The organism is Verrucomicrobiia bacterium, assembly GCA_035629175.1.
Lineage (GTDB): Bacteria > Verrucomicrobiota > Verrucomicrobiia > Limisphaerales > DASXHY01 > DASXHY01.
On record DASPIL010000096.1, the window covers coordinates 1 to 22,808 of the forward strand.

18 protein-coding genes are annotated in these 22,808 nt (G+C 58.9%); 13 read left to right on the plus strand and 5 right to left on the minus strand.

Annotated features, from left to right (window positions below; genetic code table 11):
• The first annotated feature begins 811 nt into the window (after window positions 1-811).
• Both VEH04_16505 and VEH04_16510 read left to right on the plus strand, forming a co-directional pair.
• Window positions 812-1,468 (plus strand): alpha/beta hydrolase, encoded by a 657-nt coding sequence (locus tag VEH04_16505; GenBank protein ID HYG24380.1) that lies wholly within the window; start codon window positions 812-814, stop codon window positions 1,466-1,468.
• A gap of 2 nt (window positions 1,469-1,470) precedes the next feature.
• Entirely contained in the window at window positions 1,471-2,175 is a 705-nt protein-coding gene (locus VEH04_16510) for a phosphoribosyltransferase (GenBank protein HYG24381.1), read from the plus strand.
• On the opposite strand, the gene VEH04_16515 is transcribed toward VEH04_16510, so the two are convergent.
• On the minus strand, window positions 2,172-2,477 hold the full coding sequence (locus tag VEH04_16515) for a hypothetical protein (GenBank protein ID HYG24382.1): 306 nt from the start codon (window positions 2,475-2,477) through the stop codon (window positions 2,172-2,174). The genes VEH04_16510 and VEH04_16515 overlap by 4 nt on opposite strands.
• A 262-nt stretch (window positions 2,478-2,739) precedes the next feature.
• Window positions 2,740-3,279: a hypothetical protein gene (locus tag VEH04_16520; protein ID HYG24383.1), complete on the minus strand. Its 540-nt coding sequence runs from the start codon at window positions 3,277-3,279 to the stop codon at window positions 2,740-2,742.
• Between the two features lie 447 nt (window positions 3,280-3,726).
• On the opposite strand from VEH04_16520, the gene VEH04_16525 reads away from it, so the two are divergent.
• The 10 genes from VEH04_16525 to VEH04_16570 all read left to right on the plus strand — a co-directional run bounded on the left by VEH04_16525 (window position 3,727) and on the right by VEH04_16570 (window position 17,950).
• Window positions 3,727-3,999, plus strand: coding sequence for an exodeoxyribonuclease VII small subunit (locus VEH04_16525; protein HYG24384.1), 273 nt, complete (start codon window positions 3,727-3,729; stop codon window positions 3,997-3,999).
• Between the two features lie 76 nt (window positions 4,000-4,075).
• Window positions 4,076-6,061, plus strand: a complete 1,986-nt coding sequence (gene dxs / locus VEH04_16530; protein ID HYG24385.1) for a 1-deoxy-D-xylulose-5-phosphate synthase — start codon at window positions 4,076-4,078, stop codon at window positions 6,059-6,061.
• 92 nt (window positions 6,062-6,153) lie between these two features.
• Window positions 6,154-7,230 carry a glycoside hydrolase family 43 protein gene (locus VEH04_16535; protein ID HYG24386.1) on the plus strand — a complete coding sequence of 359 codons (1,077 nt, stop codon included), beginning with the start codon at window positions 6,154-6,156 and terminating at the stop codon, window positions 7,228-7,230.
• A gap of 420 nt (window positions 7,231-7,650) precedes the next feature.
• Window positions 7,651-8,271, plus strand: a complete 621-nt coding sequence (locus VEH04_16540; GenBank protein HYG24387.1) for a TetR/AcrR family transcriptional regulator — start codon at window positions 7,651-7,653, stop codon at window positions 8,269-8,271.
• A 20-nt stretch (window positions 8,272-8,291) separates the two neighbouring features.
• Window positions 8,292-9,485: an efflux RND transporter periplasmic adaptor subunit gene (locus VEH04_16545; protein ID HYG24388.1), complete on the plus strand. Its 1,194-nt coding sequence runs from the start codon at window positions 8,292-8,294 to the stop codon at window positions 9,483-9,485.
• 10 nt (window positions 9,486-9,495) lie between these two features.
• Window positions 9,496-12,648, plus strand: coding sequence for an efflux RND transporter permease subunit (locus VEH04_16550; protein ID HYG24389.1), 3,153 nt, complete (start codon window positions 9,496-9,498; stop codon window positions 12,646-12,648).
• On the plus strand, window positions 12,645-14,117 hold the full coding sequence (locus VEH04_16555; protein HYG24390.1) for an efflux transporter outer membrane subunit: 1,473 nt from the start codon (window positions 12,645-12,647) through the stop codon (window positions 14,115-14,117). Before VEH04_16550 ends, VEH04_16555 begins: the two co-directional genes overlap by 4 nt.
• 215 nt (window positions 14,118-14,332) lie before the next feature.
• Window positions 14,333-14,779: a response regulator gene (locus tag VEH04_16560; GenBank protein ID HYG24391.1), complete on the plus strand. Its 447-nt coding sequence runs from the start codon at window positions 14,333-14,335 to the stop codon at window positions 14,777-14,779.
• Between the two features lie 59 nt (window positions 14,780-14,838).
• A complete protein-coding gene (locus VEH04_16565) occupies window positions 14,839-16,362 on the plus strand; it encodes an ATPase domain-containing protein (protein HYG24392.1) in 1,524 nt (507 codons plus the stop codon).
• Window positions 16,349-17,950: an ATP-binding protein gene (locus VEH04_16570; protein ID HYG24393.1), complete on the plus strand. Its 1,602-nt coding sequence runs from the start codon at window positions 16,349-16,351 to the stop codon at window positions 17,948-17,950. Before VEH04_16565 ends, VEH04_16570 begins: the two co-directional genes overlap by 14 nt.
• 49 nt (window positions 17,951-17,999) lie before the next feature.
• Here the strand turns inward: VEH04_16570 and gnd are convergent, their stop codons facing one another.
• The 3 genes from gnd to VEH04_16585 form a co-directional block, all read right to left on the minus strand.
• Complete coding sequence (gene gnd / locus VEH04_16575) at window positions 18,000-19,484, minus strand: decarboxylating NADP(+)-dependent phosphogluconate dehydrogenase (protein ID HYG24394.1); 1,485 nt, start codon at window positions 19,482-19,484, stop codon at window positions 18,000-18,002.
• A 161-nt stretch (window positions 19,485-19,645) separates the two neighbouring features.
• Window positions 19,646-20,338: a DUF1559 domain-containing protein gene (locus VEH04_16580; GenBank protein HYG24395.1), complete on the minus strand. Its 693-nt coding sequence runs from the start codon at window positions 20,336-20,338 to the stop codon at window positions 19,646-19,648.
• Window positions 20,335-21,174: a hypothetical protein gene (locus VEH04_16585; protein HYG24396.1), complete on the minus strand. Its 840-nt coding sequence runs from the start codon at window positions 21,172-21,174 to the stop codon at window positions 20,335-20,337. Before VEH04_16585 ends, VEH04_16580 begins: the two co-directional genes overlap by 4 nt.
• A gap of 302 nt (window positions 21,175-21,476) precedes the next feature.
• Between VEH04_16585 and VEH04_16590 the strand changes: the two genes are divergently transcribed.
• Window positions 21,477-22,775, plus strand: coding sequence for a hemolysin family protein (locus VEH04_16590; GenBank protein ID HYG24397.1), 1,299 nt, complete (start codon window positions 21,477-21,479; stop codon window positions 22,773-22,775).
• Window positions 22,776-22,808: the final 33 nt, after the last annotated feature.

The following is a 22,808-nucleotide window of genomic DNA, read 5'->3' on the forward strand; positions in this document are numbered from 1 at the left end:
CTGCGGAGCTTGCAGCGCCGCGGAGTCACACTCTACGAGAGCCTTTACGCTGCCCTTCTTCCACACCAACCCGCTGCATGAAATGCGTGTGAACATCTTTCAACTCCATGATTGACGGACTACCTCAGAGGTCTCTCCCCCATTCAACCCGAAAAGCCTCACGCGGAGGCCGCGAAGGGCGCGAAGGAAAGACGTTGAACAGGAGCACGCAGAGACTACCCAGAGCGGAGAAGACGCAAATTTAGGACTCGAAACTGACCCATTGATCTCTCTCGCCCCGGGAGGCACGAACGGGGAGAGAGCTGGAGAGAGGGGACCTCAAAAGCAGGTAACCACGAATCACACGAACCACACGAAATGGGATCGGATATCCCGTATCTCACATCCCAATCCGCGTAAACCGTGTTTCTTGCTTCACCCTTTCAGCTTTTAGCCTCTCAGCATTCTGTTTGGAAATCCGTGTCCATCCGTGGTTAAGGTTTCTCTCTTTAATTCGCGAAAATTTGCGTAATTCGCGTAAACGCCGTTGCGTCTTTTCAGCCCCCTCCGTCAAACGGCGTTCAAAAAACAAACTTTTAACAGGAGCACGCAGAGGTAGCGGAGAGGGTCGAGGGATGGAAGATGGAAGATGGAAGATGGAAGATGGAAGATGGACGGTTCGGTCCGCGATTAAAATCTTTGCAGCGCCATTTAGCGTAATTCGCGTAAGGGGCAGCGTAGGACGCCGGGGCGGTGCGTATGGGGTCTTGAAGGGGTTTGCATCTGCTGCGCCCCGGCGGTTTATTCCTGAAACTTAATTTCTGATCAGCCCATGAGCGCGCATGACGTATCCATCTTATTCAAAGGGATTAAACTCCAGGGAGCGTTGAACCTGCCGGACTCCAGTTCCGGGTTGGTGATCTTTGCACACGGAAGCGGCAGCAGCCGGCACAGTCCCCGGAATCAGGCTGTGGCGAAAACATTGCAACACGCGGGGCTCGGCACGTTGCTTGTCGATCTGTTGACAGCTGAGGAGGAGGAGGCCGAAGCCTACACACGACACCTGCGTTTCAATATTCCTTTCCTCTCGGAACGCCTCGTTGCCATTACCCGATGGGCTGCAGATCGCGCAACGACCCGCGACATTCCAATTGGTTTCTTTGGTTCCAGCACAGGCGCGGCGGCCGCATTGATCGCATCAACACAGCTGCGCGAAACGATTGTGGCGATGGTGTCGCGCGGCGGCCGGCCTGATCTCGCAGCGCAGGCTCTCCCGAATGTCACCGCCGCGACGTTGTTGATCGTCGGCAAGGAGGACACCTCGGTGCTGCCCTTGAACGAGGATGCGTACACACAGCTTCAGTGTGAGAAGGCGCTGAGGATCGTGCCGGGCGCAAGCCATCTGTTTGAGGAAGAAGGGAAGCTGGAGATTGTTGCGCAAATGGCTGCCGAATGGTTCGCCAATCACTTTCACCCAATGCGCGTTTGATCATGGGACCATTATTCCAGGACCGTTCCGATGCGGGCCGCTTCCTCGCGGCGAAACTTGCACACCATTCCAGCGACCCATCCCTCGTTGTGCTGGCGCTTCCACGTGGCGGAGTTCCCGTGGCTGCGCGTGTCGCTGAGGAACTGAACTCGCCATTGGATGTGTTCGTGGTGCGAAAATTAGGCGTGCCGGGCTATGAAGAGTTGGCCATGGGAGCGATCGCTTCGGGAGGCGTCCGGGTGTTGAATGAAGAAATCATCCAGCGGCTTTCCATCCCATCGACCGCTGTCGAAGCGGTAACGCAGGAGGAGGAACACGAATTGCAAAGGGCGGAAGCAGCGTTCCGCGGGGATCGGGATCCCGTGGACCTGGAAGGCCGCACTGTGATCCTGGTGGATGACGGGCTGGCTACCGGTGCGACGATGCGGGCCGCCGTCCGTGCACTACGGCTTAAGAAACCGGCCTACATCACGGCCGCTGTTCCGATTGGGTCCAGGGACACATGCGATCACTTTCGCGCGGAGGTGGATGAATTGATCTGCGGCGAGTGTCCTGAGCCATTCTTTGCCGTTGGAACGTGGTATGCGAATTTTCTTCCGACCACGGATGACGAAGTGAAGCAGATCCTCAATCATGCTGCGCATCAGAGACGCGTCCGCCGGGTTCAGGAGCAGCGTTCGCATGCACACGCCAGCCACGAGGACTAGGAGTGGTCTTCGTCCTCGGCGACGTCAAACGTCTTCCCGCTGCGCTTGAGGATGTCCCGAAGATGCGGGGCGATCCATTTCTGTTCCGTGCGTTTTTCCTTCCGCACGAGCCGGAAATGTCCTGCACGGTCGTCTTCCACGAGACCCCTTTCAGCGAGACGAAGCAAGACAGGAAGTGCCCAGTCCTCTTCCTCCTGGAAACGTTGCTTCCCTCCGGCGCGCCTGCAGATTTCCCGCAGGCCAACAAATTGGCCGGGATATGACTTCAGGAACAGGCAGATTTCTTTCTCGTCAGCGTCCATGAGATTCTTTGCGTCGGGAGCCCCATACGACCAGCGAAATCACGTGCAGGCTCACGAGGCTGGAGACTAGTGGGCGTCTTCGTGTCGACGCAATGTTCGATTGCCGAACAAAATGCGATCGCCGCGGCGCAGATATCCGCGTCTGCTGTCTTGTCGGCTTCTTTGCGGTATCCGCGCGTTCCCGCGCGAAGCCGCCTTGGAAGCGCCAGCCATACAGCAGGTTTGGAATTGAAAACCTGCGCCACGGGCTTATGCGAGGCGTCTAACGGCCGTCGCCATCAGCATCTCCGGGCATGGCGTGCTCTACTCGATGCCATGCATCACGAGTCGCGTGTTTGGCCTTGTCCCAGCCGAGGCGGGATGTTCCGCGGGACTTCTCGTAATCCCGCTGAAGATCAGGTTCAACATCTTCGAATCGTTTCCCGGCATATCGGGAATAGCCTTCGTATCCGGTGCGATACGCGGGGCGGTACTCGTCGTATTCAGCGGTGCGATCCACATACGGCTGGTTGCGATAATTATCACGCCAGTATGCATCCTCAACGGTCGGGTCGATCTTTTCGGCGACTCCTTTTCCGGCCAAGCCGCCGACAATACCGCCTGCGACCAATCCGACTGCTGCGCCAACGGGCCCGCCGACAGCTCCCACAGCTGCGCCAGCGGCTGCGCCACCGGCTGCCCCAACGCCCGCTCCCACTGGATGTGCGCCGGGCGCGCCCGTGATGGGATCGCGATTCGCGTCAGTGCCCCTGCCGGTGTCCATCCGGCGGCCAGTATCTTTTTCGGTGTGTCGTTCTTTCATGGTTGTGTCTTTCTTGGTTTCCGTAGTTCCAATCGAAGGCTTGTCAGCCTAGTTTTTGGCGCTACGCGGTTGGTTGCTTCGTTCCACGCGCCGTTGCGTTTGGCGCGGCGCGGACATCATCGATGCTCCTGATCGAATTTCTGCGCGGGTTGCAGCTCCGCGCTCGTCGCGGGCCCCGGGATTTTCGCGGCGGTCCAGGGGCTTTTTCGTTCCTGCGCCGGGCGCAGTTTTTGTTTTTGAGTTCTTCATATGGCGGCGTGCGCTGCGCTGATCGCAGGCGTATGGGGCAATGTCGCCCAAAGCCTGCCGGACGGCCACGCGGGTGATGTGCCCACTGCGGACAGGATGACTCACTTGTTGCGAAAGCGGCAAGGCGGCGGCCGCCGGCGTGTGCGCGAGGCGATAAGCGCACTGGACGACTATGGGGCTTTAACCTAGAGTTTCGCCATGTCGAAGTCGGCCAGGCCCGGTGACGCGGGCAAAAACGGCAACGTTCCATTTGAAGACGCTTTGAAGAAGCTCGAGTCCATTGTGGAAACGATGGAAGCGGAAGAGCTTCCCTTGGAAACGTTGCTGGCGCGTTACGAAGAGGGCACGCAGCTGGCACGCATCTGCCAGGCGAAACTTGCCGAGGCAGACCTGAAAATTCAACAACTCGAAAAGAATGCGGCTGGCGATATGACGCTGAAGCCGTTTGAATCTGACCAAGCCGAAAGTTGAACCGTAGAGACAATCGTTAAACCGGGTTTGAACCGATTTAACGATTGATCATTTAACGGTGCAATGCAGCCAATCTATGAGCCGATACCTGGACACGGTGGATGAACCGCAGCACGTCAAGAAATTGACGCTCGAACAGCTCCGCCAGCTCGCCGAAGAAATCCGATACGAACTGATTACCGTTCTCGCAAAGAACGGGGGCCATCTGGGGCCGAACCTCGGCGTCGTCGAGCTTACCCTCGCGCTGCATCATGTATTCAGCACGCCGCGCGACAAATTCGTGTGGGATGTCAGCCACCAGGTATACGTCCATAAGCTGCTCACGGGACGGAAGAGCCGCTTCAACACGATCCGCACGACGGACGGGTTGAACGGGTTCGCGCTGCGGACGGAAAGCCCCCACGATTGTTACGGCGCGGGTCACGCGGGCACTGCGCTATCGGCCGCGCTCGGAATGTGCGCGGCGCGGGACAAGAACGGCACGGATGAAAACGTGGTCTGCATCTTTGGGGACGCGGCCCTTACCAATGGCATTTCGTTCGAGGCGCTGAACAACATTTCCCACACGACGAAGCGTTTCATCGGGATTCTTAATGACAACGAATGGAGCATTGCCAAGAACGTGGGGGCGATTGCCACGTACCTGAACAAGCTCATTACGAATCCGTCGTACAACAAGCTGGCGAAGGAATTTCAAGGGTTCCTGCGTCGCCTGCCCAAGGGCGAGATTGCACTCAAGCTCGCGCACAAGGCGGAGGAAGGCTTCAAAGGCGCCATCAATGAAGTAGGCCTGCGTCAAACGGGCAACGCGCTGGATGCAGATGGACGCGGCGGATTTGGCAGCGCTGTGCTGTTTGAGGAAATGGGCGTGCGTTACCTGGGGCCCATCGACGGGCACGATCTTCCGCTCCTGATCAGCACGCTGGAATTCGCGAAGACCTGCGATCATCCCATCGTCATCCATATTCTTACGAAGAAAGGCAAGGGATACGACGCAGCGATCAAGTCACCCGAAAAATTTCATGGCACAGGCCCTTACGACATCAAGACGGGTGACTCGCCGCCGGCGAAGCTTGGCGCACCGCCGAATTATCAGGATGTCATGGGGCAAACCCTCGTGAAGTTGTGCCAGAAAAACTCCACGCTGGTTGGAATCACGGCGGCAATGCCGAGCGGAACCGGGATGAAGCACCTGGAGAAGGCGATGCCGGATCGTTATTACGACGTGGGGATCGCCGAGGAACACGGGGTCATCTTTGCGGCGGGCATGGCGACGATGGGATTGCATCCAGTGGTGGCGATTTACTCGAGCTTCCTGCAGCGGGCCTACGACTGCATTCATCACGATGTCTGCCTGCAGGATCTGCCCGTGATTTTCTGCATGGACCGGGCTGGCTTGTCGGCTAACGACGGTCCAACGCATCACGGAATTTTCGACATCGCCTATCTGCGCTGCCTGCCGAACGTGACGGCGATGGCGCCGAAGGATGAGGATGAGCTCGCGGACATGATGTTCACGGCGACACATCATCCACACCCGGCATTCATTCGATATCCGCGTGGTGCGGCGGAGGGCGTGCCGATCAAGGAACAGCCGAAGCTCCTGGAAATTGGAAAGGCGGAACTGCTCCGCAATTTCTCAAGCAATGGCAAACGCAAGGTTGCGTTGTTTGGGCTGGGCGCCATGTGCGGCATTGCGCGTTCGGCCGCGGCGCAACTCGAAGCCGAAGGGTACGACGTCGCGCTAGTTAATCCCAGGTTCACGAAGCCGCTCGACGCAGGCACCCACGAGTTCTTCGGCAAGGCAGCCGACCTGGTCGTTACCCTTGAGGATCACGTCCTCATGGGCGGGTATGGATCCGCGGTGCTGGAGCTGTTCAGCGAACTCGGGCTTTCGACTCCTGTGGTGCGAATCGGCTGGCCCGATCAATTCGTCGAACACGCCACGACCCAGGATGAGCTTCGCCGAAAGTATGGCCTGACGGCCGAACATGCGGTCGCGCGTGTGAAGGCGCAGTTCGGCGACGTGTCAGTCGTGTCCAACCTGATCGAAGTGGCATAACCTCGCGGGACGCGGCGACTCCGCCGCGGATGGACCGGGCCGGATGAATGCCCACTGGCGCGAGTCCCTGCCTGAAAGCAACCGCTTGTTTTATGAAGACGTTGAAGCAAACCGTTGTGCTCTGTGCGGCCTGGCTTTCGCTGGCTGTCCTCCAGGCGGCGGAGAGCGGCGCGACGAACTCCGCGGCTTCCCAGCTGCCTTCCGCCTCCAATCTTCGGCTTGCGAACATCCGGGTCCACGATCCCTTCATCGTCGCACACGAACCCAGCAAGACCTACCACCTCTACACAGCGATTGGCCGCCGTTCTCCCGTCGGCCGCTCGGGCGTGGTCACATATAAGAGCAAGGACCTGCTGAACTGGGACGGACCGCACTTGGTTTTCACGGTGCCTGATGGTGTATGGGCCAATCCAAACGACGGTGTTTGGGCGCCTGAGGTGCATGAATACAAGGGCAAGTTTTATCTGTTCTGCACGTTGCACAACAACGCGGCGGTCTTCTCAGTCCCGCCCGAATCGGTGCGAACGAACCACCTCCGCGGATCGGTGGTGGCGGAAAGTGATTCTCCCGAGGGACCGTTTCGCCTGCTGAAAACCAGCGGACCGCATCCGCCCACGAATTTCATGACCCTCGATGGAACGCTGTTCGTGGATCCTGAGGGGCAGCCCTGGATGGTGTATGCGCATGAATGGATTCAGGTTGTCGATGGAACGATGGAAGCCATTCGTTTGAAGGAGGACCTCTCCGATTCGATCGGCGAGCCCATTCATTTGTTCAAGGCTTCGGACGCGCCGTGGATCAACGCTGAGAAGGTGCCGAGCGTTCGCGAGAATCGTTACGTCACGGACGGGCCGCAGTTCTACCGGACGAAGGCTGGAAAACTCCTGATGCTTTGGGCGAGCTACAATCGGAACGGCTACGTCGAGACGCTCGCGCGTTCTAGGACGGGCACACTCAAGGGGCCTTGGGAGCAGCTCGAGCCGCTGGTCGGCAATGACAGTGGTCATGGCATGTTGTTCAAGACCTTCGACGGGCAGTTGATGATGGTGCTGCATCAACCCTTCGGCAGTCCGCGCACGCGCGCGAAACTGTACGAGATGGAAGACACTGGAGATGCAGTGCGTGTCATGCGCGCTCGAGAAGACCTGCATGGCGCGCTCCAGCCCTGATGCCGGAACATTCCGAGGCAGAAGTATCGCTCGACCGTACCGCAGCTTTCAAACCTCCTGTGGTTGATTTAAACTCCCCCTCTGCCGAGCGAAGCCGGAGGAGGGGCCGGGGGGAGGTGGCACCCGAATAAACAGCAGGGGTCTTTTCTTCGTCCCTGCTATCTCTTCGGCCTCCTGTTAAACGCCTTTGCGGAGGCCGAACCGCACCCAAATCTTTTGAACAGGAGCTGGCAGAGGAAGCAGAGGTCCAGATTCACAGACGATTTCACTCCAACTCTCCCCCGATCGTGCCTCACAGGGCGGGCGTCAAGCGGTTACAGATCGCAGTGATTTTACCGACATCAATCACCTTCAGAGAAGATGCTTCGCCGAAACCCAATTGACACGGGCGGATTTGAAACTACTGTTTCAAACGCTCGTATGAATTGCATCGAAACGAAGACCCGAATCCTGGATGTCGCCGAGGAATTGTTCGCCGACAACGGTTTCGAGCGTGTGTCGATCCGGGACATCACCGAAAAGGCGAAGGTGAACCTCGCTGCGGTTAACTATCATTTTGGCACCAAGGACGAGCTGATTGCCGCCGTGTTCGAGCGGCGTATCGGCCCGGTGAACCATGCACGATTGGAAGCGCTGAGTGCGCTGGAGAAGTCGACTGGCGGCAGGCGTGTGAAGGTGGAGGAGATCCTCGAGGCGGTGATTCGTCCGACGTTGACAGGCTGCGCGAAGGAGGGGAGGCATCTCACGACGTTTACGCGATTGATGGGACGCTGCCTCGTGGAGACCACGCATGGGCTTGAAGAGCTCTTGAAGAGGCAGTTCGACCCCTTGATTCGGCGCATGGATGCCCTGCTGCTCAAGGCGCTTCCTCACCTTTCGCGTGCCGAGATTTTCTGGCGCCGGAAATTTACATTCGGTGTTCTTCATCATTGGTTGCTGACGCGAGATCGCTTTGTTCCTGCCGATGCGGGCAAGGTCGATACCGAGACGCAGATCCAAATGCTGATCGCTTTTGTCACCGCCGGTTTTCGGACCGCCTGATTTCCTTTTTTTACTCTGTTATGAAACTGATTGTTCGTGCGCTGGGTATTTTTGTTCCATCGATCGCATTGGCGTTCCTGCTGCCGGGTTGCGGCAGGAAGTCAGCAGCTCCTGCTGAAAGGCCGCCCGCCGCGGTGTCCGTGCTGACGGTTGAAACCGAGCCCGTGAAGCTCACCACGGAATTGCCCGGCCGGATCAACCCTGTTCGCGAAGCGCAGGTCCGCGCCCGCGCCACGGGCATCCTGCTCAAGCGCCTGTTTGAGGAAGGCGCCAACGTGAAGGAAGGCGACGTCCTGTTTGAAATCGATCCTGAACCGTTGCAGGCGGAACTCAACAGCGCCCGCGCAGCCCATGCCCGCGCTGAGGCCGCGTTGAAGGAATCGGCCGCCACCGTCGAACGCTACCGCGACCTCGTGCAGATCAATGCCATCAGCAGGCAGACGTTTGACGAGGCGCAGGCGACTCTGGGACAGGATGAAGCCGAATTGCTGGCGGCGAAGGCCGGGGTTCGAACGGCTGAACTCAATCTTTCCTATGCGAAAGTCACGGCGCCAATTTCCGGGCGCATTGGGAGAGCGATGGTCACCGAAGGCGCGCTGGTCAGCGCCGTTGAAGCCACGCAACTCGCGGTGATCCGGCAGCTGGATCCGGTTTATTTCGACTTCACGCAGTCCAGCACTGACCTGCTGCGGCTGCGGCGTTCATTGGAAGCGGGTTCAAGCTCCTCCCGTCCGGCGCAAGCCGATGTGACGCTCATTCTCGACGACGGTTCGACCTATGACCAAACCGGGCGCGTGCTGTTCTCTGATGTGTCCGTCGATCCCACCACAGGAATGGTGACTCTCCGCGCGCTCGTTCCAAACCCGGGCTATTTCCTGCTGACGGGAATGTTCGTGCGCGGACAGATCGTGCAGCGCGTGATTTCGGATGCAATCACTGTTCCGCAACGGACTGTCACGTATGGAGCCGGCGGCGGCGCGACTGTTTTGGTGGTGACAGACGAAAACAAGGTGGAGTTGCGGCGGATCGATGTCGATCGGCTGGTTGGCAACAAGGTCCTCGTCGCGCGCGGCCTGAAAGCGGGCGAGAAGATCATCGTTGAAGGTTCGCAGAAAGCGCCTCCCGGATCGGTGGTCGCGCCCGTGCCATTCAATTCCAACGGTCCCACCCCGGTTGCGGAAATCCCGGCCCGCGCGGCTGTAGCTGCGCATTAAAGGATCTGTCATGGCGCATTTCTTCATCCATCGCCCGGTCTTTGCCTGGGTCGTTTCGATTCTCATCATGGTGCTGGGCGGACTCGCGATCACGCGGCTGCCCATCGCGCAGTATCCCCGCGTGGCGCCGCCGTCGATCTCCGTCAGCGCCAACTACGCAGGCGCATCCGCAGAAACACTGCAGGACACCGTCACTTCCGTCATCGAGCAGCAGCTCAACGGCATCGATAACCTCCTTTACATGTCTTCGAGCAGCGACGCGTCGGGCCAGGCGACGATCACGCTGTTCTTCACGCCGAGCACCGACCCTGACACGGCACAGGTGCAGGTGCAGAACAAGGTGCAGCTCGCGACGCCGAGCCTGCCGCAAACCGTGCAGCAACAGGGGATTGTGATCGCGAAGGCGACGCGCAATTTCATGATGTTCTTCACGCTGTCGACCGAGGATGACAGCCTCGATTCATACGCGCTCGGAAACTACATCGCCGCGAATGTCCTGGATCCCATCCGGCGCATTAGTGGCGTGGGTGAGGCGATGATGTTCGGGTCGCAGTATGCCATGCGGATCTGGCTCGATCCCGACAAGATGAACAGTTTCGGGCTGGCGGCGAGCGATGTTACGACAGCGATCCAGCAACAGAACACGCAGGTCCCTGTCGGACAATTGGGCGCGAACCCGTCAGTGGAAGGGCAGCAGCTCAACATCATCATGCAGGGACGCACAACGCTCACGACAGTTCCGGAATTCGAGCAGATCGTCCTGCGGATGAATCCCGACGGCTCGCGTGTTTTGCTCAAGGACGTTGGCCGTGTTGCGCTGGGGGCGGAGAATTACGGCACATCTGCCCGTGTAAACGGCCATCCGTCTGCAGCGGTCGCCATCCGCATGGCGCCTTCGGCGAACGCGCTCACAACAGCAACCGCCGTCGAGGAAAAGGTCAAGGAGCTCGCCAAATTCTTTCCGCCCGGGGTGCGCGTGGACTATCCGCTGAACACGTCGACCTTCGTCCGCATCTCGATCATTGAAGTCTTGAAGACACTCGCCGAGGCGATTCTTCTCGTGTTCCTCGTCATGTATCTCTTCCTGCAGAATCTCCGCGCCACGCTGATCCCCACGATTGTCGTTCCTGTGGCCTTGCTGGGAACGTTCGGCATGATGCTGGCCTTTGGTTTTTCCATCAATGTGCTGACGATGTTCGGGATGGTGCTGGCCATTGGGATCCTGGTCGATGACGCGATTGTTGTGGTGGAAAACGTGGAACGCATCATGGCGGAGGAGGGCCTGTCGCCGTTGGACGCCACGATCAAGGCCATGAGCCAGATCACGGGCGCGTTAATCGGCATTTCGCTGGTGCTCACGGCAGTGTTTATTCCAATGGCGTTCTTCTCGGGATCGGTTGGAAACATCTATCGCCAGTTCTCGATGTCGCTTGTCGCATCGATGTTGTTCTCGGTATTTCTCGCGTTGTCGCTTACGCCTGCGCTTTGCGCCACGTTGTTGAAGCCGGTGGACAAGGGCCACAAGCACGGGAAAACGGGATTTTTCGGATGGTTTAATCGTGGTTTTGCCCGCGCGACCAAGCGTTACGAGGGCTGGGTTGCAAAGATTTTGCGCAAGTCAGTGGTGGCGATGATTGCATTCGCAGTCATCCTTGGCGCGGTTGCGCTGTTGTATGCCCGGCTTCCCTCAGCCTTCCTCCCTGCTGAAGACCAGGGTTATTTCATCACCAACATCCAGCTGCCGGTTGGCGCGACTCAGGAGCGGACCGATGCGGTGTTGCGGCAGGTGGAGGAGTACTATTCCAGGCAGCCCGAGATCGCGAGCTTCATCACCGTCGCGGGATTCAGCTTCAACGGCCGCGGCCAGAATTCCGCGTTGTCGTTCGCGCGGTTGAAACCGTGGGATGAACGGAAAGGCGCCGAGCATCGCGTGGACGGCGTGATTGCGCGCGCGTCGGCTCACTTCGCCTCCATCAAGGACGCGGTTATTTTCCCGGTGAATCCGCCGCCGATACCGGAACTGGGCAATTCGGCTGGCTTTGATTTCCAGCTGCAGGACCTTGGCGGGCTGGGCCACGAGAAGCTGATGGAAGCGCGCAACCAATTGCTGGGCATGGCAGCGGAAGACCCGCGCGTGGCGGGCGTCCGGCCGCAGGGCCTTGAGGACGCCGCGCAGCTGAAGATCGAAATCGACCAGGACAAGGCGACTGCGCTCGGCGTGTCGCTTGGTGAAATCAATTCGACGCTGCAGACGTATTTCGGGTCGGCTTACGTCAACAACTTCGTGAACGGCAACCGCGTCCAGCGCGTGATGGTGCAGCTCGATGCTCCGTATCGCATGACACCCGACGACGTGAGCAATGTGTTCGTTCGCAATCGTGCAGGATCCATGGTGCCGCTGTCGGCGTTCACGTCGATTCGCTGGACCTACGGTGCGCCCCAGCTGCAGAAGTACAATGGCTTTCCATCAGTGCAGATTGTCGGGACAGCGGCGCCGGGTCGAAGCACGGGCGAAGCCATGAATGCGATGGAAGAGATGGCGGCAAAGCTGCCGGCCGGCATCAGCTACGAATGGACGGGACAATCGTTTGAGGAGCGGCTCGCGGGCGCGCAGGCACCCATGTTGTATCTGCTATCGCTGCTCGTTGTGTTTCTCTGCCTTGCGGCCCTTTACGAAAGCTGGAGCATTCCGCTCTCTGTGGTTCTCATCGTGCCCTTGGGAATCCTGGGCGCACTTCTCGCGGCGACATTCCGCGGGTTGCCAAATGATGTTTACTTCAAGGTCGGTTTGCTGACGACAGTCGGGCTTGCGACCAAGAATGCGATCCTGATCATTGAATATGCGAAGGATCTTCAGGCCGCTGGACGCGATCTGGTTGAAGCCACTCTGGAAGCGGTTCATCTGCGGCTGCGTCCCATCCTGATGACATCGTTCGCATTCATCCTGGGAGTCACGCCGCTCGTGATCAGTTCGGGCGCGGGTTCGGCGAGCCAGAATGCGATCGGAACCGGCGTGGCCGGAGGCATGCTGGCGGCGACGGTGCTGGGCATTTTCTTCACTCCCGTGTTCTACGTTGTCGTCATGCGCATCTTCAAACCCAAGAAATTGATGCGCCCGTCGGCAGGCACTCCGGGTCTTCAGGAAGGCGAGCGAGCTGTATGATTGAGATTCTTTGTAGAACGTGTTTTTCGAGATGGCTGCTGCCGGGTTTTGCGGCTGGCGTTCTGGTAACGGGTTGCACGATGGCACCCGATTACGAGCGACCTGCTTCGCCCGTCACTGGACATTGGCCTGCAGGCGTCTCGGGAAGTCCGACAAACGCCGCGGCTGCAGACATTCGCTGGCCGGAGTTTTTTGGCGATCCGCGCCTGCGGCAGTTGATCGCGCTGAGCCTCGAACATAATCGCGATCTTCGCGTTGCGGCTCTCAGGGTGGAGCAAACCCGCGCACAATATCGGATCCAGCGTTCCGCATTGTTTCCGGCGCTTGACGCGAACGCACTGGGGAGCAGGGCGCGGACTCCCGGCACTTATACGCTGAGTGGCGACCCGATAACCGCGAACGCCTTTGATGTGAATGTGGGCGCTGCGTTTGAACTCGATCTGTTCGGCCGGGTTCGCAGCCTGAAACGAGAAGCACTGGAACGGTATTTTGCCTCGGAGGAAACGCGGCGGAGCGTTCACATCGCACTGGTTTCCGAAGTCGCTTCCCAATACCTGACGTGGCTGCAGTTGAAGGAATCGCAGGCGCTGGCGGAAGAAACCCTGCGCGCAGTGGAGCAATCATTCGAATTGAACCGCCGCAGTTTCGCGGCAGGCACGGCTTCCGAGCTGGATCTGCGCACGGCGGAGGCCCAGGTGCAGACAGCGCGCGTGAATGTTTCGACCTTTGACGAACTGCGCGCCCAATCCGAAAATGCGCTGGCGCTCCTGATCGGCCGGCCGCTGCCGCAGGATGTGCCGGCTGGATATTCGTTGCGGGAGCAGCCGCTGCTCATGGACCTGCCAGAGGGTGTGCCTTCCGAAGTCCTGCTGCGCCGTCCCGACATCCTTGCGGCAGAACACATTCTGAAGGCGGCGAACGCCAACATCGGTGCGGCTCGGGCTGCTTTCTTTCCGCGCGTCCTGCTCACGGGATCCGCGGGCACCGCCAGCGCGAAATTGAGCGACCTGTTTACGGGCCCGTCGTTTGCGTGGAATTTCTCGCCGCAGATCACGGTTCCGATTTTTCAGGGCGGACGCAACCGCGCCAACCTCGACGTCTCCGCCCTGCAGAAGCAGATTGAGATTGCGAACTACGAACGGGCGATCCAGGCCGGATTCCGCGAAGTTGCCGATGCGCTCGTCGTGCGATCGAGGGTTGGGGATCGCCTGGCCGCGCAGGAACGATTGGTTGCCGCGCAGCAGAAACGGTTTGAGTTGACGAACGCACGGTATCGGCAGGGAGTCGACAGCTACGTCACGGTATTGCTTGCGCAGCAGGATCTTTATGCCGCGCAACAAAACCTGCTGCAGTTCCAGGCCGCGCGGCTCTTGAACGCAGTGACGCTGTATCGCGCGCTGGGCGGCGGTTGGAAAGGCCCGGAGCTGCGCGCTGACCTGCAATCGACCGAGGTTTCAAGCCGACCGTGACATCATGGCCGCTTTATTTCCGACGGGCTCACAGCGGCGGCGGCCATTCGCGTTGAGGGGCGAGCTTCCCGTAAGATCGTTTTGCCCTTTCGGGTCGGAGGGGTGAATGATCACGAATTACACCAACCACACGAAAAGAGGTTTTCACCCGCTCTTGGTTCCAACCGCGGCAGCCGGGTGGTTTCCCCTGCTTGCTAAACGAGACGCGTCCCACTATGACTTCGAGCGTGAACAATGGGCCGTTGCACATCCTGGCAGCCGAAGACAATCCCGATGACCTCTTTCTCCTTCGAGAAGCCTTCAAAAAGGCAGCGGTCACCAGTTCCTTGCACGACGTGGGCGATGGGTTGCAGGTCGTCGCGTATCTCACGGGAAGAGATGCCTTTGCGGATCGCGGTGTTTACCCATTCCCGCACATTCTGCTGCTCGACATCAACATGCCTGGCATGAATGGGTTCGAAGTCCTTCAATGGATCAGGGGCGACCCGGAGTGCGGAAAGTTGACAGTTCATATCCTTTCGGCTTCGTCGCGTCAGAGCGACGTGCAGCGAGCTTATGAGTTGCGGGCGAATAGTTACGTGGTCAAACCGAGCCGGTTGTCTGAGTTGGTCAAATTTGCTGCCACGCTGCATGAGTGGCATCGAGTGGTTGCGCTGCCCTGAAACGGCGCCCTGACGGGAGCTGCGGCGGTTGGCGCGTTGCATGCGATTTTCCACACTTTATGAGCGAAGCACCTGATTCGGTCCTGGACCACGACCTGCGTTGCCCGAGCGGCATTGACGGTTTCGACGAGATCACCGGCGGCGGTGTGCCGGCTGATTATTTCTATTTGATCCAGGGCGATCCGGGCTCTGGGAAAACGACCCTGGCGCTGCAATTCCTCCTTGAAGGTGTGCGGCGCGGCGAAAAGGTCTTTTACATCACATTGTCTGAAAGCAAACGCGAGCTCTTGAAGGTGGCGCGATCCCATGGATGGTCGCTGGAAAATGTGCCGCTGATGGAACTGTCCGCCATTGAAGCGCTGCTCAGGCCCGAGTCTCAAAACACCGTATTTCATACGTCCGAAGTGGAGCTCGGCAAGGTCAGCCGCCTGTTGAAGGACGAGCTGCGGCGGATCCGGCCTGCGCGCGTCGTGTTCGATTCATTGTCGGAATTCCGCCTGATGGCTGAGACCTCGCTGCGATACAGGCGCCAGCTTCTGATTTTGAAGGAGGAATTTGCGGCAGCCGGCAGCACAGTGCTCCTGCTCGACGACAAGATGAGCAACGAAAACATTGGAGCCGATCCACACATTCTCAGCCTCGCGCATGGGGTCGTGGAAATGGAACAGCTCTCTCCGAATTACGGCACGTCCCGGCGCCGGTTGCGCGTGCTCAAGATGCGCGGCGTGGAATTCTCTGAGGGGTATCACGATTATACGATTGTCTCCGGCGGTTTGCGGATCTTCCCGCGCCTGGTCGCGGGCGAACATCGTTCAGACACGGGACCTGAACCCGTCTCCAGCGGGCTGAAACCGTTTGATGACCTGCTTGGCGGGGGGTTCGATCGTGGAACGACGGCCCTCATCATGGGTTCTGCGGGCACAGGCAAAACAACCCTCGCGCTTCAATACGCTGCCGAGATGAGCAAGCGCGGGGAATGCGCGATGGTCCTGACCTTTGACGAAACTCTGAGGGTTATGCTCGCCCGCGCAAAACAGCTGGGCATCGACATTGAGCCTGGTGTTCAGCGCGATTTGGTTAAAATCGCACAGCTGGATCCCGCTGAAATCTCGCCGGGCGAGTTTGTGGACCGCATTGTCCGCGGCGTCGAAGACGGTTGCAAACTGGTCGTCATCGACAGCCTGAATGGCTACCTCAATGCCATGCCCGGGGAGCAATACCTCATGGCGCAATTGCACGAATTAACCGCCTATTTAAACCAGCAGGGCGTGGTCACAATCATCGTAATGGCACTGCATGGCTTGACGGCGTCGATGTCCGCGCCCATGGATTTGTCCTATCTGGCGGACACAGTGGTGATGCTTCAGCATTTTGAAGCTGCAGGCGAAATCAAGCAGGCGATTGCCGTGGTGAAGAAGCGGAGCGGTGCTCATGAAAAGGCAGTGCGCGAGTTCAAGCTCGAGACGGGGCGCGGCATTCAAATTGGCGCGCCGCTGAGGCAGTTCAGAGGGATACTGAGCGGAACGCCGACTTTCGATGGGAATGCTGATCGCATGATGAAGGCCGGCGATGCTCCGCAATAATTCCGATCATTCAGTCATCATTGTTGCGCCCATTGGCCAGGACGCGGGTGCAATGGCGCAGGTCTTGTCGGAGAGCGGAGTCCAGGCGCAGGTTGGAACTGCGTTGACCGATTGTTTCGCGAGTGACGTTGTGAGTGTTGGCGCGCTGTTGATGACGCAGGAGGCATTGCAGTCGCCGGAGCTGCCGCGAATGCTGGAGTGGCTGCAGGCTCAGCCCCCCTGGTCGGAATTGCCTGTGATCGTGCTCATCAGCGGGGGCGGCGAATCGCGTTGGGCCAAGCTGCTCAACCTGATAGCGGCTGCGGCGGGAAGCCTGACGCTGCTGGAGCGGCCGATCGCTTCGATGACGCTGCTGCACTCCATCCAGGTCGCTCTCCGTTCGCGCCGCCGCCAGTATCAGGTGCGCGATCTCTTGAACCTGAAGGACGCGCAACAAAAGGCGATTGAGGAGAGCGAGGAACGCTACCGGACGCTGATCGAGCAGGTGTCCGATTATGCCATTTATCGAACCGACACTTCAGGACACCCGAGCAGCTGGAATGAAGGAGTACGGCGCATCCTGGGGTTCGAACGCGAGGATTTTATCGGCGCGGACGTCTCGCGCGTTGTATTTCGCGACGAGGATCGCGAAGCAGGCGTGGCGGAGGGAGAACTGCGGGCTGCAGCGGAGAATGGGAGCGCCAGCTTTAATCGCTGGATGCAACGCAAGGATGGGACTTCGTTTTACGGCCGTTCCCTGACGACGGCGTTGCGCGACAAGGAAGGACAGCTCATTGGATTCAGCAAGGTGCTGCGTGACGAGACAGTCGAAAAGCAATTGCAGGACGCTCTTGTCGAAGCGCGGGCGCGGCTGGAATCTCACGCGCAACTCCTGGAAAAAGCTGTGTCTGAGCGCACGCGCGACCTGCATTCGACAAACGAACAACTGGAGGCCTTCGTCTATTCCATCGCACACGACCTGCGTTCGCCGCTGCGCTCCATGATTGGTTACTCGCAGCTGCTCGTGGACGATTTTCGGCCGGAGCTCTCCGAAAGCGCGCGGCATCTGCTCAATCGCATCCAGGCTTCCGCGGAGTTCATGGACAAGCTGCTCCTGGATTTGCTCGCGTTTGGACGCACCGCCCGCGCGGAAATAGAACTTGTTCCGGTCGATGTAATGCGGACCTGGCAGATGGCATTGTTCCAGTGTGCAACACAAATTGAGCAGACCTCTGCGGAGGTGGAAACGGTGCCTCCGTTTCCCATGGTTCTGGCGCATGAAGCAACCCTGGGACAGATACTGGCAAATCTGCTGGGCAACGCCTTGAAGTTTGTGACTCCGGGCATTGCGCCGCACGTGAGCTTCTGGGCAGAACAGGCGGAACGTCATGTTCGCCTGTGGATCAAGGACAACGGCGTGGGAATTCCTTCAGATCAGCATGAACGCATCTTCCGCGTGTTCGAACGCCTGCATGGCACGCGGTATCAGGGAACCGGGATCGGCCTCTCGATCGTGCGCAAAGGGGTGGAACGCATGGATGGACGGGTTGGGGTGCAATCCAACCTGGGCCACGGCGCCGCTTTCTGGGTCGAATTGCGCAAGGCATAAAAAACGGGCGGCATCGCTGCCGCCCGTCGGGGGTTGAATCGTCGAAAAGCTAAACGGTATAGGTTCCCGATGCGGTGGTTCCGCCCCGGCCCGTCCAGTTGGTGTGGAAGAATTCACCGCGGGGCTTGTCCACGCGCTCATATGTGTGGGCGCCAAAGTAATCGCGCTGGGCCTGGAGCAGGTTCGCTGGGAGGACGGCGGAACGATATTGATCGTAAAAAGCGAGGGCTGTGCTGAAAGCGGGGACGGGGATGCCCTTCTTTGCGGCGGTCGCCACGATGTTGCGCCAGCCCTTCTGCGTGCGCTTGATTTCGCCGCGAAAATAATCATCCAGCATGAGGTTGGACAGTTTCGGATTGGTATCGTAGGCGTCCTTGATCTTGCCCAGGAAACGGGAGCGAATGATGCAGCCACCGCGCCACATGAGCGCGATGCCGCCGTAGTTCAGATTCCAGCCATATTCCTTGGCGGCGGCGCGCATCAGCATGTAGCCCTGCGCGTAACTCACGATCTTCGATGCATAGAGCGCGTCGCGAATGTCATTGATGAGCGCCTTCTTTTTCTCAGCGCTTGCCGAGATGCTGGCCAGGGCAGGGCGGGGTCCCTTAAGCTTGCGGGCCGCCTTCACGCGTTCGTCCTTCAACGCGGACACACAGCGTGAATAGACGGCTTCAGCCATGAGAGTGATCGGAATGCCCAGGTCCTGTGAATTGATCACCGTCCACTTGCCGGTTCCCTTTTGTCCCGCAGTGTCGAGGATTTTGTCCACGAGCGGGGTGCCGTCGTCGTCCTTCTTCGCCAGGATGTCCCGGCTGATTTCGATCAAGTAACTGTCCAGCTCGCCGTGATTCCATTCGGCAAAGACCTGGTGCATCTCGTCGGGCGACATGCCGAGGCCGGTCTTCATCAGGTTATAGGCTTCGCAAATCAACTGCATGTCGCCGTATTCGATGCCGTTGTGAACCATCTTCACGTAATGGCCGGCTCCGCCTTCGCCGACCCAATCGCAGCAGGCAGCTTCGGCGCCATTGGTGTCCTGCACCTTGGCAGCGATTCCCTGGAAAATGTCCTTAACGTGCGGCCATGCGGCCTTGGATCCCCCGGGCATGATGCTGGGTCCGCGGCGCGCTCCTTCCTCACCACCGGAAACGCCCGTGCCGATATAAAGCAGCCCCTTGCTCTCGACGTATTTCACGCGCCGATCCGTGTCCTGAAACAGAGAATTTCCGCCATCGATGATGATGTCGCCGGGCTCGAGGCAGGGCAGGAGGTGTTCGATGAATTCGTCCACGGGCTTGCCCGCCTTGACCATGAGCATGACACGGCGGGGACGCTTGAGGAGGCCCGCCATTTCCTCGACGGTTCGCGCGCCGATGACATTCGTTCCCCTGGCTTCGTTGGCGAGGAACTGGTCGACCTTCTCAACGGTGCGATTGTGGGCAACCACGGTGAACCCGTGGTCGTTCATGTTCAAAATCAAGTTTTGGCCCATGACGGCCAGTCCAATGACGGCAATATCGGCTTTCGGTTCCATGCTTAGCTTTCAAGTTCGCGGTGAGCTGTTGCTCACGTGGGAGCCAACGGTTGCAAATGGCCGTGAGATCGGCCAGAAGAATTTCTCTTCGAAAATTGCACTTTGCTGTGATTTTCTGTTCCCCGTGTTTGAGCGGCGTGAACGCCGCGTTCCGGAGCACTTTATTGCGCCAGCGACGGATTCCACAGGTCCGTTTTGTTCGACGGCTCGTACGTTGTTTTGAATTCCGTCGCGCGCGCGTGTCCATCCACAAACGCGTAGTTGGCCCGGCCTCGATGACGTTCCCGCGCGATTTCCGTCGCGTCGGCTGCGGTTTGCCAGAAGTGCGGCATGACGTGATCGGCGCTGCTGTTGCTCTCAGCGAACAGGATGGTCGCGGACGCGCGAGGCACTTGCGTGGTGCGCCGCCAGGTTTGCGGCTTGCCAATGTAATCATCGTCCGCGCCCAGTTCGAAATAGACGTTCGCGCCGTAGCTCCACGGTTGGGATCGTCGATCGGACGGACAATGGTAAATCCCCGAGAGCAGGTTTTTCCACTGGTTCGCGGTCGAACCCAGAAGGGGTGCGATGGATCGTTCCCAAGGGATCTCGCCATGTGCGAACGCGGAATGCTGGCTGCGCGGCAGTTCATCGCGGTTTTCGTCCGCGTACAGTCTTGCGGCCAATCCAATCTGACGGGTCTGGTTCAGGCATTGAATCGCGCGCGCGGACTCCTTCGCTTGCGACATCCCCGGCAAAAGGAGCGCGGCAAGAATCGCGATGACTGCGATCACCACGAGCAACTCGACCAGGGTGAAGGCGCGAACTGCGTTTTGGCCTGGCCGTTCGACATTGCCAGCGAAGAAAGGATTCACGGCACGTAACGCATGCGGAAGAATCTTTGGGACCCCGCCGTGTCGAGAATGACGCCGCGTGTGTCGCCCAGCGTTACAGGCGGGTTCGTCAGGCTCGTCCATGGGCCCGCGTTTAATGAAACGGTTGATTCAATCAACCAGTTCGTTGCCGTTCCCGCTGGCCAGGTCAAGGTCGCACCTTCTGCAATGCTCAACTCCGGCCGCCCGTCGGAAACATTCGTCCAGTGAAACGCGAGCACGCCGCTGCTGGAACCCGGCACGGCTTCGCCCGTTGTGGTGTTGATGAGATATACCTCGAATTCCGCCGTGCAGATGTTCGTTCCGGGTGGCGCTGCGACCACGGGATGAAACATCATGCCGTTCCAGTGAATCGCGTTGGTCACTGAATGAGTTCCGAAAATCGGTTCGAAGCGCCGCGGCACGGAACTGGAGTAACGATAAAATTTCAGAGCTTCGGGACCCGAGAGTTTTCGAATCCACATTTCTGTTCCCGAAGGCAGCGGGTCCGTGTCGCCATCCATCACAAACCCGTAACGGCTGCTGAAGGATGCGCCACCCTGGCTGGGATCCAGCGCACCGAACCATGGATCCGCAGGATTGAAGTTGTCGGCGGGATTGCTGACGAGCAACGGAGTGAGTTGCGGCACGGCAGCGGGCATCGTGACGTGCATCTGGCCGTCGGATTCACGATACGACACCATCGGCATCAGCATCCATGACGTCGTCTCCCCGCCAAAATTCTGCACGGGAATCTGCGTCAGGACGGCTGCGGTCGCGGACAGCAAACCGCATATCAAAAACATCACGGCAGCGGATGGGCCAGGCAAGCGATTCATGATCAGGTTCTGGCGTTGATGGTTTTCATTGTAATCGTTCAACTGATTCCTGGTTCGGCAGCGCGGCACGCTAGCAAAGTCTTCCACACAGGTAAAAGGTCAAATGTTTCAAATGTGCACAGCGCAACGCACGCGGATTCCATGACTCGCGGCGCAGATCCGCAGCCAGCCGGACTGGAAGCCGCCGATAGAGTCCCGAGTCGTCGGAAGAAACCTGTATAGCGACGGGATCGCCGCCGATTTCACAGCTGCGCGGCTCATTGAACCTTTCACGCCAATCGTTGCACCCATAGAATCGCCCCATGAGCCAGATTGCGTTGGAAATCGCCATCATATTCCTGCTGCTGCTCGCAAACGGCGTGTTCGCCATGGCCGAAATAGCCGTCGTGTCGGCCAGGAAGACCCGATTGCGACGGCTCGCCGAGCAGGGCCATGACAATGCGCGAATTGCGCTCGAGCTTGCGGAGTCGCCGAATCGCTTTCTTTCCACCGTGCAGATTGGAATCACACTTGTCGGCATCTTTGCAGGCGCAGTCGGCGGCGCGACGCTCGCATCGAAGCTCGCCGTGCCGATCGGCCAGATTTCGTTCCTTGCCAGCCACGCCGACAAATTCGCGTTTGGCATTGTCGTGGCCGTTCTCACTTACTTCTCGCTGGTGCTGGGGGAACTCGTGCCAAAGCGATTGGGCCTCAGCAACCCTGAAAACATAGCGATGCTGGTTGCGCGCCCGATGAACTGGGTTGCCAGGGTCGCGGGTCCTGTTGTGAATTTCCTCAGCTTTTCCACGGAAGGTTTGTTGCGCCTGATTGGATTCAAACCCGAAAAGGAAGTGACGGTTTCGGAAGAGGAGGTTCGCGTCATGATGCAGGAAGGTGTGCGTGCGGGCGCCTTCAACAAGGTGGAAAGCCACATCGTCCACAGCGCACTCGAGCTGGATAAATTGCCTGTGCGGGAAATCATGACGCCGCGCCCCAAGGTGATCTGGCTGAACCAGAACGACGACCACGAACAGGTCTGGCACAAGATCGTCGTGAGCGGCCATTCGCATTTTCCAGTGTATGAAGGCAATCGCGATCGCACGGTGGGCGTGGTGGCGGTGAAAGCGATTTATGCGAACCTCGCCGCGGGCGCCGGGGTGAACCTGAAGGACCTGATGACGCCGCCGCTCATTGTGCCGGAAACGCAAACCGTGTTGCAGTTGGTCGAAACCTTCAAGCAAGCCGGGAAACACATCGCGCTGGTCACTGACGAGTTCGGCAGCATGGCGGGACTGGTGACGCTGATCGATGTAATGGAAGCGATCGTGGGTGAATTTCCGTCGCAGGGCGAACGCGCCAAGCCCGAGGCGAAACGGCGCGACGATGGTTCGTGGCTGATTGATGCGATGATCGATCTCGAAGCGGTGGAGAAGGCGTTGCCTGGATTCAAGTTCGGACTGGATGCCTACACGGAATATCAAACGCTCGCTGGATTTGTCGTGAAAACCTTCGGCCGGGTTCCACGCGAGGGTGAAACCTTCGAGTCGCAGGGTTACGTCTTTGAGGTGCTCGACATGGATCGCCACCGCGTGGACAAAGTACTCGTGATGCCGAAGAGGTAGGTCCATTACACAGCGCGGGCTTCAGCTTGCTTT

What these genes read in the sequence shown, in the direction of transcription:
- VEH04_16505 (HYG24380.1), top strand. Translation starts at nt 812, where the DNA reads ATGAGCGCGCATGACGTATCCATCTTATTCAAAGGGATTAAACTCCAG.
- VEH04_16510 (HYG24381.1), top strand. Translation starts at nt 1,471, where the DNA reads ATGGGACCATTATTCCAGGACCGTTCCGATGCGGGCCGCTTCCTCGCG.
- VEH04_16515 (HYG24382.1), bottom strand. Translation starts at nt 2,477, where the DNA reads ATGGACGCTGACGAGAAAGAAATCTGCCTGTTCCTGAAGTCATATCCC.
- VEH04_16520 (HYG24383.1), bottom strand. Translation starts at nt 3,279, where the DNA reads ATGAAAGAACGACACACCGAAAAAGATACTGGCCGCCGGATGGACACC.
- VEH04_16525 (HYG24384.1), top strand. Translation starts at nt 3,727, where the DNA reads ATGTCGAAGTCGGCCAGGCCCGGTGACGCGGGCAAAAACGGCAACGTT.
- dxs (HYG24385.1), top strand. Translation starts at nt 4,076, where the DNA reads ATGAGCCGATACCTGGACACGGTGGATGAACCGCAGCACGTCAAGAAA.
- VEH04_16535 (HYG24386.1), top strand. Translation starts at nt 6,154, where the DNA reads ATGAAGACGTTGAAGCAAACCGTTGTGCTCTGTGCGGCCTGGCTTTCG.
- VEH04_16540 (HYG24387.1), top strand. Translation starts at nt 7,651, where the DNA reads ATGAATTGCATCGAAACGAAGACCCGAATCCTGGATGTCGCCGAGGAA.
- VEH04_16545 (HYG24388.1), top strand. Translation starts at nt 8,292, where the DNA reads ATGAAACTGATTGTTCGTGCGCTGGGTATTTTTGTTCCATCGATCGCA.
- VEH04_16550 (HYG24389.1), top strand. Translation starts at nt 9,496, where the DNA reads ATGGCGCATTTCTTCATCCATCGCCCGGTCTTTGCCTGGGTCGTTTCG.
- VEH04_16555 (HYG24390.1), top strand. Translation starts at nt 12,645, where the DNA reads ATGATTGAGATTCTTTGTAGAACGTGTTTTTCGAGATGGCTGCTGCCG.
- VEH04_16560 (HYG24391.1), top strand. Translation starts at nt 14,333, where the DNA reads ATGACTTCGAGCGTGAACAATGGGCCGTTGCACATCCTGGCAGCCGAA.
- VEH04_16565 (HYG24392.1), top strand. Translation starts at nt 14,839, where the DNA reads ATGAGCGAAGCACCTGATTCGGTCCTGGACCACGACCTGCGTTGCCCG.
- VEH04_16570 (HYG24393.1), top strand. Translation starts at nt 16,349, where the DNA reads ATGCTCCGCAATAATTCCGATCATTCAGTCATCATTGTTGCGCCCATT.
- gnd (HYG24394.1), bottom strand. Translation starts at nt 19,484, where the DNA reads ATGGAACCGAAAGCCGATATTGCCGTCATTGGACTGGCCGTCATGGGC.
- VEH04_16585 (HYG24396.1), bottom strand. Translation starts at nt 21,174, where the DNA reads ATGAATCGCTTGCCTGGCCCATCCGCTGCCGTGATGTTTTTGATATGC.
- VEH04_16590 (HYG24397.1), top strand. Translation starts at nt 21,477, where the DNA reads ATGAGCCAGATTGCGTTGGAAATCGCCATCATATTCCTGCTGCTGCTC.